Origin of the sequence: Paracoccus sp. MC1862, assembly GCF_016617715.1 — a bacterium.
Lineage (GTDB): Bacteria > Pseudomonadota > Alphaproteobacteria > Rhodobacterales > Rhodobacteraceae > Paracoccus.
Map to the genome: position 1 here is coordinate 2,907,267 of NZ_CP067225.1, position 13,456 is coordinate 2,920,722.

Below are 13,456 nucleotides of genomic sequence, written 5' to 3' on the forward strand. Positions count from 1 at the left end.
GCAGAACCGCATGAACGGTTTGCACGGGGGGACCATGCGCAAGGTTTACGATAGCGCGGATGCCGCGCTGGAAGGGGTGCTGCGGGACGGGATCACCATCGCCGCCGGGGGATTCGGCCTTTCCGGCATCCCGGAACTGCTGATCGCGGCGATCCACAAGTCCGGCGTCAAGGACCTGACGGTCGCGTCCAACAACTGCGGCGTGGACGGCTTCGGCCTAGGCATCCTGCTGGACAGCAAGCAGATCAAAAAGATGCAGTCCTCCTATGTCGGCGAGAATGCCGAGTTCATGCGCCAGTATCTGTCGGGCGAGCTTGAACTCGAGTTCAATCCGCAAGGGACGCTGGCCGAGCGGATGCGGGCCGGCGGCGCCGGCATCCCCGGTTTCTACACCAAGACCGGCGTCGGCACCGTCATCGCCGACGGCAAGGAAGTGAAGACCTTCGACGGTGAGGACTATATCCTCGAACGCGGGATCGTCACCGACCTGTCCATCGTCAAGGCCTGGAAGGCCGACGAGACGGGCAACCTCGTCTTCCGCAAGACCGCGCGCAACTTCAATGTGCCCGCCGCCACCTGCGGTCGCGTCTGCGTCGCCGAGGTCGAGGAGATCGTGCCCGCGGGCAGCCTTGACCCCGACCACATCCACCTGCCCGGCATCTACGTCCACCGCATCGTCCAGGGCGAACACGAGAAGCGCATCGAGCAGCGCACCACCCGCAAGCGGGCCGATCAGAACACCGCGCCCGCCGCGCAAGGGGAGAAAGCCTGATGCCCACCGAAGCAAAGGGTTGGGACCGCAACCAGATGGCCGCCCGCGCCGCGCAGGAGCTTGAGGACGGCATGTATGTCAACCTCGGCATCGGCATCCCGACGCTGGTGTCGAACTATATCCCCGAGGGCGTCCACGTGACGCTGCAATCGGAAAACGGAATGCTCGGCATGGGTCCCTTCCCCTATGAGGGCGAGGAGGACCCCGACCTCATCAACGCCGGCAAGCAGACGATCACCGAACTGCCGCACTCGGCCTATTTCGACAGCGCCACCAGCTTCGCCATGATCCGCGGCGGCAAGATCGCCATGGCGATCCTGGGGGCGATGGAGGTGGCGGAAAACGGCGATCTGGCGAACTGGATGATCCCCGGCAAGCTGGTCAAGGGCATGGGCGGGGCGATGGACCTTGTCGCCGGCGTCAAGCGCGTGGTCGTGGTCATGGACCACACCAACAAGGCGGGCGAATCCAAGGTGCTGAAGGACTGCACCCTGCCGCTGACCGGCAAGGGCGTGGTGGACCGCATCATCACCAACCTGGGCGTGCTGGACGTGGTGCCGGGCGGGCTTTCGATCGTGGAACTGGCCGATGGCGTGACCGAGGAGGAACTCCGCGTCGCGACCGAGGCCACGATTGTCAACTGAGCCCGTCCGCCGCGCGCTGCGCTGGACGGATGCCGAGGGCCAGGGGCTGGAACACTGCCTTGTGACCCTCGATGACACGGGCCTGACGCTGGAAGGCGTCGTGGCCGGAACGCGGGACGGCAAATATGGCGCGCATTACAAGGTGCGCGCCGATGCCGGTGGACGGACGCGAGAGGTCCGGGTCCGCTGTCTCGGCGGCCCGGAACTGTGTCTAACCGTGGACGAAGGCGCCTGCTGGCGGGACGCGATCCGCGGCGCCGACCTGCCGGACCTCGACGGCTGCCTGGACGTGGATCTCGGGATCACGCCCTCGACCAACACGCTGCCGATCCGTCGGCTGAGGCTGAAAGTCGGGCAATCGGCCGAGGTTCGCGCCGCCTATGTCCCGTTGCCCTCCGAGATCGAGGGCGACTTCCTGCCCCGCCCGGCCGACCAGCGGTATACCCGGCTGACGGACCGGCTCTGGCGCTATGACGGCTTGTTGTGGAACTTCACCGCCGATCTGGCCGTGGACGACCTGGGACTGGTGCTGGACTACCCAGTGCTGTTCCGCCGCCTGCGTCCGAAGGACGCGCTGACGGATGCGGACCCTCCTGCATAAGCCGACGAGCCTGCGAAATGACTATACCCGAAGGAACCGCCGCGAGCCTGACCCCTGACCGGATCGCCGCGCTCTTCACTGGCCCTGATGACGCCTTCCTCTGCGCCCGCTGGGGGCGTCCGGTCGCGCCGGTGGTCTTCGGCCTTGACGACGCCTCGCTGTCGGTCTTCCGCGCTGCGACCGCCGCCGTCTTCGCCCATGCGCGCCACCCGCTGACCGACACCGACCCAGACATGGGCGCGAACCTGATGGTCTTCGCCGTCCGCGACTGGGAGGACCTGGCGGGCCTGCCCGACCTCGACCGCCTGACCGGGATGGAGGGTCTGCCGGATCGGCTGGCCAGGCAGGGTGCCGACCAGTATCGCCTGTTCCGCTTCGACCCCGACGGCAGCATCCGCGCCGCTTTCGCCTTCCTGCGCCTCGGCGGCGCGCTGGGTCAGGCCCATCCGGCGCAGCTGGCCGAATCCGTCGCCGTTAATGCGCTGCTGACCTGGGCGCATCCGGTCACGCCCTCGCAGCCGCTGGCCGCCCTGATCCGCGCCGCCTACGACCCGCTGCTGCTCGCCTGCGCCCGCGACCCGAGCCACGCGCTGCGGCTGGCCGCCCGGCTTCAGGCTTCTTCTTCGTAGAAATATCCCGGGGGAGCCGTCCGCAAGGACGGCGGGGGCAGCGCCCCACGTCTTCGCCAAGGTTCCCTTCAGTCGCCTGACGTGCTTGACCCTCGCCCGAGCCGGCAAGGACCACCGCCATGACCCACCGTTTCCCCGTCCGCGTTTATTACGAGGACACCGACCTCGGGCAGGTTGTCTATTACGCCAACTACCTGAAGTTCATCGAACGCGGCCGCAGCGAGTGGCTACGCGCCGCCGGCGTGGACCAGCGGCAGTTGCTTGAACAGCATGATCTCGCCTTCGTCGTCCGCCGGGTCGAGGCCGATTACCTGCGCCCCGCCCGCTTTGACGACCGGCTCGATGTCGTCACGTCGCTGGACCATGCCGGCGGCCCGAAGATCGTCGTGGCCCAGTCCGTCGAACGGGACGGCACGGTGCTGTTCACCGCCCGCGTCACCGTCGTCTGCGTGGACTTGCGGACCATGCGGCCCCATCGCCTGCCGCCCGCGGTGGCCGCGGCCTTGTCCGGCTGAGACGGCCGCCCGCGGCGCACAGAACTGTGTTGCCGGTTTGTGTGGCCTTCACCGGCAGGATAAGGGAAAACGCGCGCAACCACGGCAGGACAGGCTTCATGGAAAACCTTGCAATCGGCGCCCCGACCGACTTTTCGCTGATCGCGCTGTTCCTGCGCGCGGGCCTGACCGTCAAGATCGTGATGGTGCTGCTGGTGCTGGCCTCGGTCTGGTCCTGGGCGCTGATCGTCCAGAAGACGATGGTCCAGACCGCCGCCCGCCGTGACAGCACAAGCTTCGACCGCCGCTTCTGGTCGGGCGAGCCGCTGGACGATGTCTTCGACCGCATGAACGGGCGCGCGCGGGGTCCGGCCGAGCGGATCTTCTCGGCCGGGATGGGCGAATGGCGGCGCTCGCAGACGGATGACGGCGGGCTCATTCCCGGCGTCATGCAGCGGGTGGACCGGGCCATGAACGTCGCCATCGGGCGCGAAAGCGACCGGCTGACGCGGGGCCTGCCGATTCTTGCCTCGATCGGATCGACCGCGCCCTTCATCGGGCTCTTCGGCACCGTCTGGGGCATCAAGACCGCCTTCGAGGGCATCGCGCTGAGTCAGGACACCAGCCTTGCCGTCGTCGCCCCCGGCATCGCCGAGGCGCTGGTCGCGACCGCGCTGGGCCTTCTGGCCGCAATCCCGGCGGTGATCTTCTACAACAAGCTGTCCAGCGACGCGAACCGCATCAGCGGCGGGCACGAGGCTTTCGCGGACGAATTCGCCACCATCCTCTCGCGTCAGACCGAGGCCGGCTGATGGCGGGCGGTCTTTCGCGCCGTGGCGCCGGCCGGCGGGGCCGCGACCGCCTGGCGCCCATGGCGGAAATCAACGTCACGCCCTTCGTGGACGTGATGCTGGTGCTGCTGATCATCTTCATGGTCGCGGCCCCCCTGCTGACCGTGGGCGTGCCGCTGCAACTGCCGCAGACGGCCGCCGAGGCCGTGACGGCGGAACCCGAAGAGCCGCTGACCGTCTCGCTACCGGCCGAGGGGCCGCTGGTCCTGATGACCACCGAGGTTCCTGCGGGCGAGCTGATCCCCCGCTTGCGCGCCGTCGCCGCCGAACGGCAGTCGAGCCGCATCTACCTGCGCGCCGACGGCGCCGTGGCCTATGCCCGGGTGATGGAGGTCATGGGCGCGCTGAACGCGGCCGGTTTCCGCGACATCGTGCTGGTCACCGACTCTGGCGGCCCGCGGATGGATGGCTGACCCGTTTCCCCCCAACGAGGCGCGCGAGCGCCGGATCGGCGCCTGGATCTCGGGCGCGGCGCACGCGGGCCTGATTGCTTGGGTGGCGGTCAGTGGCGCCCTGTTCCGCGCCCCCCAGGCGCCCGCGCTGCGGATGTCGCCCGTGGAAACCATCTCGGCCGTCGAGTTCGAGGCGATGGCCGCCGCCGCCCGCGGCTCGGGTCCGATCGGACAGGAGGCCTCGGCCATCCCCGCACAGCCCCGCCCGCCCTCGGACGAGGTGATCGCCGGCGGCCCCGTGGCGATGGCCCCGCCCGCCCCGAATGCCGATCCGCAGGCGCTGCCCGCGCCCGAGTTCGCCGGCGAGGCTGCGCCGAACCTGTCCGACCTGCAGGTGCCGCAATCTCCTGTCACCGTGGCGACCGTGGCGCCGATGCCGCAGCAACCCGCCAGCCTGCAGGACGAGGGCGCGCCGGGCGACCTGCCCGCGGCGCTGGACCTGCCGCCCGCGCTGCCACGGGTTGCGGCGGCACGGCCGCTGCCCTCGCCTAGTGCGGAAGGCGCTGCACCCGCGGCCCCGCCGCCGCCACCGGTCCTGACCGCCTCCGAAGCGCCCTTCGACGTTGCCGCTGCCCGCCAGCGCCGCGCCGACCGCATCGCCGCCGCCGAAGCGCAGGCCCTTGCAGCAGCACAGGCCACCGAGGCGGCCCGGCAGGCGGAAGCCGCGCGTCAGGCCGAGGCCCTGCGTCAGGCCGAGGCTGCCACCGAAGCCGCCCGCCAGCAGGCCGCCGCCGCGGCCGCCCGCGTCGCCGCCGAAGCCGCCGCCCGCGCCGAGGCGGAACGTGCCGCAGCCGAGGCCGCTGCCGCCGAGGAAGCCCGCCGCGCCGAGGCCGAGGCCAGCGCTGCAGCCGAAGCCGAACGACAGGCCGCGCTGGAGGCCGAGCGGCAGGAGCAGGAGCGCCTTGAGACCGAAGCCCGCGCAGAGGCCGAGGCCGAGGCAGCGGCCCGTCGCGCCGAGGAACAGCGTCTGGCCGAGGAAGCCCGCCGCGCGGAACAGGAACGCCTCGCCGAAAAAGCCCGCCGAACCGAGGAGCGCCGGATCGCCGAGGAAGCCCGCCGTGCCGAGGAGCAACGCGAGGCGCAAGAGGCCCGCCGCCGCGCCGAGGAGGAGGCTGCCGCCGCCGCCGCCGAGGCGCTGGCCCGGACCGAGGAGGAAGCCGCCCGTGCCCGCGCCGAGGCCGAGGCCCGCGCGCAGGCCGAGGCCGCGCGGCAGGCGCCCGACGATCCCGACCCGCTGATGCAGGCGCTGAACGAGGCGCTGGACCTGCCCGGCGCCACCGAGGATGGCGGCGGCGGCCGCGCCGCGATGGGACCGCCCCTGTCGCAAGGGGAAAAGGACGGGCTCAGGCTGCAGATCGAATCCTGCTGGAACATCGGCTCGCTGTCGCGCGAAGCGCAGCGGACTTCGGTGTCGATCCAGTTCTCGATGTCGCCCGACGGCATGCCCGAACCGGATTCGCTGCGGATGATCGGCTTCGACGGCGGCTCCGATGCGGCGGCGGGCCAAGCCTTCGAGGCCGCCCGCCGGGCCATCCTGCGCTGCGCCCTGCAGGGCGGCGGCTTCAGCCTGCCGGCCGAGAAATACGCCCGCTGGCGCGACACGATCATCGACTTCCGCCCCCAGGGCGGTCCCTCGATCCGGTGACGATGGCCCGCATTTCCATCACACCCCAAACAGGTTAGGTTGCGCGCATCATGTCGCTTTCCGTCCATCTCGCCCGCCTTTCGCTTGCCCTTGCCGCGGCCCTCGCGCTTGCAGGTCCCGCCGCCGCGCAGGATACGGTCTCCCCCGCGCTTGCCGCGGCCGGTGACGAAGGCCCGCTGCGGATCGAGATCACGGGCGGCCAGGTCGAGCCGATGCCGATCGCCGTCGCCCCCTTCTTCGACGAAGGGGGCGCGGGTGATCTGGCCGCTCGTATCCAGGCCGTGGTGACGGCCGACCTGACCGGCACCGACCTATTCCGGGAAATCCCGGCCTCGGCCCATGTTGCCCAGCCCTCGGGCTTTGACGAGCCGGTGGCATACCCTGACTGGCGGGCGGTCAATGCCGAGGCGCTGATCCTCGGCGCCGTGTCCGTCCGGGATGGGCAGGTGACGGCCAAGTTCCGGCTGTTCGACGTCTTTTCCGGCCAGCCCTTGGGCGACGGGATGCAGTTCGACGCCCCCGAGGCGGGCTGGCGCCGCGTCGCCCACAAGGTCGCCGATCAGGTCTATGCCCGGATCACCGGGGAAGGCCCGTATTTCGACAGCCGCGTGACCTTTGTCTCGGAAACCGGCCCCAAGGATGCCCGGCTCAAGCGCATCGGGATCATGGATTACGACGGCGCGAACCCGATCTGGGTGACGGATGACAGCGCGCTGGTCGTCTCGCCCCGCTTCTCGCCCGACGGTAGCCAACTGCTTTACACCAGCTTCGGGAACGGGATGCCGCAGGTGATGCTGATGGACGTGGCCACCGTCCAGTCGCGCCCGCTGAAGCAGGAGGCGGGGACCATGAGCTTTGCGCCCCGCTTTTCCCCCGACAGCCGCTGGATCGTCTATTCGCGCGAACAGGGCGGCAATACCGACGTCTGGCAGATGGACGTGGCCACAGGGGCGGAACGGCCGCTGACGGAGACTTCGGCTATCGAGACCTCGCCCAGCTATTCGCCAGACGGCCGCCGGATCGTCTTCGAAAGCGACCAGTCGGGCAACCAGCAGATCTATGTCATCCCTGCCGACGGCTCGGGCGAACCGACGCGGATCAGCTTTGGCGACGGCAGCTACGGCACCCCCGCATGGTCGCCCACCGGCGACCTGATCGCCTTCACCAAGCGCAACGGCGACCGCTTCCATATCGGCGTGATGCGGCCGGACGGGACCGAGGAAAAGCTGTTGACCGAATCCTTTCTTGACGAGGGTCCGACCTGGGCCCCCAATGGCCGCGTCGTCATGTTCACGCGCCAGACGCCCGGCGGCGACGGCACCTCGCGCCTGCATTCGGTGGACGTGACCGGCCGGAATATGCGCCCGCTGTCGATCGAGGGCGCCGCCTCCGACCCCGACTGGGGACCGCTTTTGCCATGAGGAGCTTGCTGCCGATGAACGGCCTTCGCACCGCTGCCGCCGTGTTCCTGCTTGCGGGTCTGGGCGCCTGCGCCCAGACCCCGCCCATTGCAACGGTGACCGATCCCTACGCAGGCAGCCGCTATACCGGCACGCTGCCCGGCGGCACCCTTCCCGGCGCCAGCGCCGAGGATTTCCGCCGCATTGCCGGCGACACCGTCTGGTTCCCCGAAAACGATGCGGCGCTGGACGGCCGCGCGCGCGAGACCTTGGTGCGGCAGGCCGGCTGGCTTAAGCAGAACGGCAGCTTCTCGACCGTCATCGAGGGGCACGCGGACGAGCAGGGGACGCGGGAATACAACCTCGCGCTGGGGGCTCGGCGGGCCAGCGCGGTGCAGGAATACCTGGTCTCGCAGGGCGTGGAACGGGGACGCATCCGCACCAGTTCCTATGGCAAGGAGCGGCCCTTCGAGATCTGTTCCGATCCCGCCTGTCAGGCCCAGAACCGCCGGACCGTGACCGTTGTCACGCCGAGGGCGGGCGTCTGATGCTGCGCTCCCTTTGCTTTGGCGCGGCGCTTGCGCTGACGGCGCCGGTGCCGCTGCTGGCGCAGGATGCGGCTTTCGCGCCTGCGCCCGAGGGCCGCACGCTGGCCGATCTCAGGACCGACCTGCGGGCGGTCGCGGCCGAGTTGCGGGCGCTGCGGGCCGAACTGAACGCCTCGGGCGCCGAGGGCTTCCGGGCGGCGGGCGGCGACAGCGCCATCGACCGCATGAACGCGATGGAGCGTGAGATCACCCGCCTGACCGGCGAGACCGAGCGGCTGAAGCACCGCATCGATGGCGTCACGCGCGACGGCACCAACCGCATCGGCGATATCGAGTTCCGCCTGTGCGAGATGGAGGAAGGCTGCGACCTAAGCGCCCTAACCACGCCCACCCTGGGCGAGGTGGATGTTTCCGGCGGGATGCTGCAGCCCGCGCTGGGCGCAGGCGGCCCGGCGGTGGCCCCCGCAGGCAACGCGCCGCTGACAGCGCAGGAACAGGTGGATCTCGACCGCGCCCGCGCGGCGATGCAGGACGGCGACTTCCTGCGCGCGGCCGATCTTTTCGGACGGTTCGCCGAAAGCCATGCCGGCAGCCCGGCTGCGACCGAGGCGCGCTATCTTCAGGGCGCGGCGCTGGACAGCGCGAACGATCCCAAGGGCGCGACCGCCGCCTGGCTGCAGGCCTTTGCCGCCGAACCCGCCGGTCCCCGCGCACCCGACGCGCTGCTGGGGCTGTCGCGGGTATCCGCCGCCGGGCGCCCCGCCTCGGAGGGCTGCGTCTACCTGGGCGAACTGGCGAACCGCTTTGCCGGCACGCCGCAGGCGGACGAGGCCGGGCGGCGCATGGTCGCGGCGGGCTGTCGGGCGGATGCCGGAACCGACCCGGCCGATGGCGGCTGAGCCGCAGGACCTGGTTTCCGCCGAACTCGACCGGCTGGCCGGCGATCTGCCGGCGCTGGGCATCGCCGTCTCGGGTGGCGGCGATTCGATGGCGCTGCTGCACATGGCCCATGCTTGGGGGACCGCGCGCGGGGTGCGGATCGAGGCCGCCACCGTCGATCACCGCTTGCGGGCGGAGTCTGCCACTGAGGCCGCCCATGTCGCGGCCATGGCGGCGGCGCTTGGGATTCCTCATGCGGTGCTGGCCTGGCGGCATCAGGGGGGGACAGGAAACCTCATGGATGCCGCACGCCGGGCGCGGTTGTGCCTTCTGGCGAGCTGGGCGCAGGGCCGGGGTCTTCGGGCCGTGGCGCTGGGGCACACGCAGGACGATCAGGCCGAAACGCTGCTGATGCGGCTGGCGCGCGGCGCCGGCATCGACGGGCTTTCGGCGATGGCCGCCGCCCGCGATCAGGATGGCATCCGCTGGATGCGGCCGATGCTGGGGCTGCGGCGGCAAGCCCTGCGGGAATGGCTGGCGCAGCGGAACATCGCATGGATTGACGATCCGACTAACGAGGACGCCTCGTATGACCGGGTCCGGGCGCGGCAGGCGATCCGGGGACTTGATCTGCCGGTCGAGTCCCTCGCGCGGTCCGCCGCGCATCTGGCCGAGGCCCGGGCGGCGCTGGCGGAGGCTGCCCTTGCCGCGGCCGAAGGCGTCGAGGCGGATCGCGGGACGCTGCGCCTGCCGCGCCGGGCGCTTGCCGCCAGTCCCGAGATCAGCCGCCGGCTGGTCACGGCAGCGCTGCGCTGGGTGACGGGTGCCGATTATCCGCCGCGCGGGGAGGATGCCGGTCGGCTGATCGGGACGCTGGCGGCGGGCGGGCAGGGGACACTGGACGGGGTAATCGCGCGGGTGAAGGGCGAGGCAGTGGAGTTCCTGCGCGAACCTGCAGCCGCGGTGCGAAGCGAGACCGCCCGGCCGGAACCTTGCCCACCCGGTGTTCACGACGAAGGACGGGTGCACGGTGTTTCAGCCGGAAGGAACGAGGTGCTCTGGGACCGGCGCTGGCGGCTGACCGGGCTGCCTGATGGGGCTGTCGTGACGGCCGCGACCGAAGCGTCGCTTGCCGGCCGCGACTGGCGCGCATCGGGTCTGGCCCGCCTTGCGCTGGCGTCCTCGCCTGCCGTCCGCATCGACGGGCGGGTGATCCTGCCATTGCTCGACCCTTCCCCCGTCAGGGCGATGCCGCTGCGCGGGGTTCAGGATTTCCTCGCAATCCTGCGAGCGCATTGATACCCGGGCTCGCAATCCTTACTTTCACCCAAAGACTCTCATTCCCGCGGAGGACATGCCCTTGGGCAACGCGCGCAACCTCGCCTTCTGGGTGGTCCTGTTCCTGATGATCCTGGCGCTGTTCAACGCCTTCGGCGGCAACAGCGCCCAGATGAACAGCACCCAGATCGCCTATTCGGACTTCATCCAGCGGGTCGAGAACGATCAGGTCTCTGCCGCCACCATCGACGGCGAGACCGTCATCATCACCGGCACCGACGGCCGGCGCTATTCGACCGTGCGGCCGATCGGCGAGGATCTGGCCGACCGGCTGATCGACAAAGGCGTCGAGGTGAAGGTCGAACGCCAGCAGCAGTCGGGCTTCATGTCGCTGCTGGGCGTCTGGCTGCCCTTCATCCTGCTGATCGGCGTCTGGATCTTCATGATGAACCGGATGCAGGGCGGAGGCAAAGGCGGGGCCATGGGCTTCGGCAAGTCCAAGGCCAAGCTGCTGACCGAAAAGCACGGCCGCGTCACCTTTGACGACGTGGCGGGCATCGACGAGGCCAAGGAGGAGCTTGAGGAGATCGTCGAGTTCCTGCGCAACCCGCAGAAGTTCTCTCGCTTGGGCGGAAAGATCCCCAAGGGCGCGTTGCTGGTGGGTCCTCCGGGCACCGGCAAGACCCTGCTTGCCCGCGCCATCGCGGGTGAGGCGGGGGTGCCGTTCTTCACCATCTCGGGTTCGGACTTCGTCGAGATGTTCGTGGGCGTCGGCGCCAGCCGTGTCCGCGACATGTTCGAGCAGGCGAAGAAATCGGCCCCCTGCATCGTCTTCATCGACGAGATCGACGCGGTGGGCCGTGCCCGTGGCGTCGGCATCGGCGGCGGCAACGACGAGCGCGAGCAGACGCTGAACCAGCTTCTGGTGGAAATGGACGGCTTCGAGGCGAACGAGGGGATCATCATCATCGCCGCCACGAACCGCAAGGACGTGCTGGACCCGGCGCTGCTGCGCCCCGGCCGCTTCGACCGCCAGATCCACGTGCCGAACCCGGACATCAAGGGGCGCGAGAAGATCCTGAACGTCCATGCCCGCAAGGTGCCGCAGGGTCCCGACGTGGACCTGCGGATCATCGCGCGCGGCACGCCGGGCTTTTCCGGCGCCGACCTGATGAACCTCGTGAACGAGGCCGCCCTGATGGCCGCGCGCATCGGGCGGCGGTTCGTCACGATGGAGGATTTCGAGAATGCCAAGGACAAGGTGATGCTGGGCGTGGAACGCCGCAGCATGGTCCTGACGCCCGAGCAGAAGGAAAAGACCGCCTATCACGAGGCGGGCCACGCCGTCGTCGGCCTGTCGCTGCCGAAATGCGATCCGGTCTACAAGGCCACGATCATCCCGCGCGGTGGCGCCCTTGGCATGGTCGTCAGCCTGCCCGAGGTGGACCGGCTGAACTATCACAAGGACGAGGCCAAGCAGAAGATCACCATGACCATGGCCGGCAAGGCCGCCGAGATCATCAAATATGGCGAGGAAGGCGTGTCGAACGGCCCGGCGGGTGACATCCAGCAGGCCAGTGCACTGGCCCGCGCGATGGTGATGCGCTGGGGCATGTCCGACAAGGTCGGCGCGGTGGACTATGCCGAGGCGCATGAGGGCTATTCGGGCAACACCGGCGGTTTCTCGGTCTCGACCAAGACCAAGGAGCTGATCGAGCAGGAAGTCCGCGATCTGATCGAGGAGGGCTATCAGGAAGCCTACCGCATCCTGCTGGAAAAGGAGGTCGAGTTCGAGCGCCTCGCCAAGGGCCTCTTGGAATACGAGACCCTGACCGGCGAGGAGATCGGCAAGGTCATCCGTGGCGAGCAGCTTGGCGGCGACGACGACACGCCGAGTTCCGCGATCCCTGCGGTGCCCGCCGTGCCGCGCATCCCGCCGGCCAGCGGCGGCCCGGCACCGGTGCCGACTGCCTGACCCTGCGAGAACCCCGGCCCTTCGGTCGGGGTTTTCCATTTCAGGGCTTGATGCCGACGAAGAAGTCGCGCTTCAGCCCGTTCCAGCCCGCGCCATAAGTCATGATCTCGGCAAATCCGCCATGTTCGCGCATCTGCGCCAGGCACCAGTCGCGGTCGATCCGCAAGGGCAGCCGGGCGCGGTAATGCGCCTCGTCGGTATAGCCCATCTCGAAGAAGAACAGCTTGCGGGCCTTGGCCATCAGCGCCCGCAGCGAGCGGTGGACGGCCTCCGTGTCGTGCTTTTCGTAAAGCCATTGGTAGACGCTGAAGGTCGAGGCGACGTCATGTTCCGGCATCATGTCCGGGACCCAGGCCAGCGCGTCTCTGACCTGCAGGTCGAGGTGGCGGTTATAGATATAGCTGTCCGCGACCCGGCCCATGTGGATGTCGTTCCTGGCCACGTCGATCCCCGAGGCCCGCAGGCCGAGGTCCGCCATGCGCTTGCAGAAGAAGCCGCTGTTGCAGCCGATGTCGATATAGGACTTCTGCCCTGCGTCCTGTAGGTCGAGGTGCCGGGCCACGAACTCGGCCATGATCCCGGCGCGGATGGCGCTGTCGGCCCGGATCGGATTGAGGCCGGCGAACTCGGGGAAATCGGCGTCGATGGGCTGGTAGATCTCGGGCGTGCCTGGGCTGGGGGCGGTGGCCACCAGCCGGTCGCGCAGGTGGGTGCGGGCCATCGCCTGCAGCCGTTCCGCGCACCCCTCGCAGACGGAAATCGTCCCGTCCCCGCCGGGCAGCCGGATCGTCACCGTGGCGTCCCCGTCAGCCATCAGGTCGCAGAGCTTGCGGATGCTCTGGATGTCCGCGCCTGCCTCGCGCAGCCGGTCCAGCTGCGCCGCCGAGGGGGTCGAGACGATGACCACATGGCCCTTGCCCGACAACGCAATCCAGTCCTCGGCAAAATCCTTGCCGAAGCGCTGCGCCTCGTCGAAAACGAAGGTCGAGGGGGCGGTCCCCTTGGCGCTGATGAAGGCCCGGATCTCGGCGGCATGGCCCTTGAAATCCACCCGCGCCTTGCGCCCGCTGCGGGCGTTGATGATGTCGTATTTTTCCAGCGCCGGCCGCACCGTCCCGCCGTCCAGCGTGGCGATCAGGAATGACCTTTGCCTGTGTTCGCGCAGGTCGGTGACGATGCGGATGACCTCGGTCGTCTTTCCGGCGCCCGCCGCCCCCGTAAGCACTGTCAGCGTCATGATTCTGTCATCCGGTCCTGTTGATCGGACGGAAACTGACGCTTTTCCGTC

At 69.4% G+C, this 13,456-nt stretch carries 14 protein-coding genes; 13 read left to right on the forward strand and 1 reads right to left on the reverse strand.

Translation table 11 applies throughout. The features are described from left to right. The first annotated feature begins 34 nt into the window (after window positions 1–34). The 13 genes from JGR78_RS14415 (at window position 35) to ftsH (ending at window position 12,168) form a co-directional block, all read left to right on the forward strand. Window positions 35–772 (forward strand): CoA transferase subunit A, encoded by a 738-nt coding sequence (locus JGR78_RS14415; RefSeq protein WP_182791653.1) that lies wholly within the window; start codon window positions 35–37, stop codon window positions 770–772. Next, on the forward strand, window positions 772–1,416 hold the full coding sequence (locus JGR78_RS14420; protein WP_182791654.1) for a CoA transferase subunit B: 645 nt from the start codon (window positions 772–774) through the stop codon (window positions 1,414–1,416). The genes JGR78_RS14415 and JGR78_RS14420 overlap by 1 nt, the downstream gene beginning before the upstream one ends. Further along, the gene (locus tag JGR78_RS14425; protein ID WP_200559346.1) at window positions 1,406–2,017 is read left to right on the forward strand and encodes a putative glycolipid-binding domain-containing protein; all 612 of its coding nucleotides are present in this window, start codon (window positions 1,406–1,408) and stop codon (window positions 2,015–2,017) included. Before JGR78_RS14420 ends, JGR78_RS14425 begins: the two co-directional genes overlap by 11 nt. A gap of 17 nt (window positions 2,018–2,034) precedes the next feature. Continuing rightward, on the forward strand, window positions 2,035–2,646 hold the full coding sequence (locus tag JGR78_RS14430; RefSeq protein WP_182791656.1) for a hypothetical protein: 612 nt from the start codon (window positions 2,035–2,037) through the stop codon (window positions 2,644–2,646). A 119-nt stretch (window positions 2,647–2,765) separates the two neighbouring features. After that, window positions 2,766–3,161 carry a tol-pal system-associated acyl-CoA thioesterase gene (gene ybgC / locus JGR78_RS14435; protein WP_182791657.1) on the forward strand — a complete coding sequence of 132 codons (396 nt, stop codon included), beginning with the start codon at window positions 2,766–2,768 and terminating at the stop codon, window positions 3,159–3,161. Window positions 3,162–3,259: 98 nt separating this feature from the next. Beyond that, window positions 3,260–3,952 (forward strand): protein TolQ, encoded by a 693-nt coding sequence (tolQ, locus tag JGR78_RS14440; RefSeq protein WP_182791659.1) that lies wholly within the window; start codon window positions 3,260–3,262, stop codon window positions 3,950–3,952. After that, complete coding sequence (locus tag JGR78_RS14445; protein WP_182791660.1) at window positions 3,952–4,404, forward strand: ExbD/TolR family protein; 453 nt, start codon at window positions 3,952–3,954, stop codon at window positions 4,402–4,404. Before tolQ ends, JGR78_RS14445 begins: the two co-directional genes overlap by 1 nt. Further along, complete coding sequence (locus JGR78_RS14450) at window positions 4,397–6,088, forward strand: protein TolA (RefSeq protein ID WP_182803300.1); 1,692 nt, start codon at window positions 4,397–4,399, stop codon at window positions 6,086–6,088. Before JGR78_RS14445 ends, JGR78_RS14450 begins: the two co-directional genes overlap by 8 nt. A 50-nt stretch (window positions 6,089–6,138) precedes the next feature. Then, window positions 6,139–7,509: a Tol-Pal system beta propeller repeat protein TolB gene (gene tolB / locus JGR78_RS14455; protein WP_182803298.1), complete on the forward strand. Its 1,371-nt coding sequence runs from the start codon at window positions 6,139–6,141 to the stop codon at window positions 7,507–7,509. Window positions 7,510–7,523: 14 nt separating this feature from the next. Further along, window positions 7,524–8,036 (forward strand): OmpA family protein, encoded by a 513-nt coding sequence (locus tag JGR78_RS14460; protein ID WP_182803296.1) that lies wholly within the window; start codon window positions 7,524–7,526, stop codon window positions 8,034–8,036. Further along, on the forward strand, window positions 8,036–8,935 hold the full coding sequence (locus JGR78_RS14465; protein ID WP_182803294.1) for a tol-pal system protein: 900 nt from the start codon (window positions 8,036–8,038) through the stop codon (window positions 8,933–8,935). The genes JGR78_RS14460 and JGR78_RS14465 overlap by 1 nt, the downstream gene beginning before the upstream one ends. Next, complete coding sequence (gene tilS / locus JGR78_RS14470) at window positions 8,925–10,214, forward strand: tRNA lysidine(34) synthetase TilS (protein WP_182803291.1); 1,290 nt, start codon at window positions 8,925–8,927, stop codon at window positions 10,212–10,214. The genes JGR78_RS14465 and tilS overlap by 11 nt, the downstream gene beginning before the upstream one ends. 61 nt (window positions 10,215–10,275) lie before the next feature. Beyond that, a complete protein-coding gene (gene ftsH, locus JGR78_RS14475) occupies window positions 10,276–12,168 on the forward strand; it encodes an ATP-dependent zinc metalloprotease FtsH (RefSeq protein WP_304612825.1) in 1,893 nt (630 codons plus the stop codon). Between the two features lie 40 nt (window positions 12,169–12,208). On the opposite strand, the gene JGR78_RS14480 is transcribed toward ftsH, so the two are convergent. Continuing rightward, entirely contained in the window at window positions 12,209–13,405 is a 1,197-nt protein-coding gene (locus JGR78_RS14480) for a DNA/RNA helicase domain-containing protein (protein WP_182803289.1), read from the reverse strand. Window positions 13,406–13,456 lie beyond the last annotated feature (51 nt).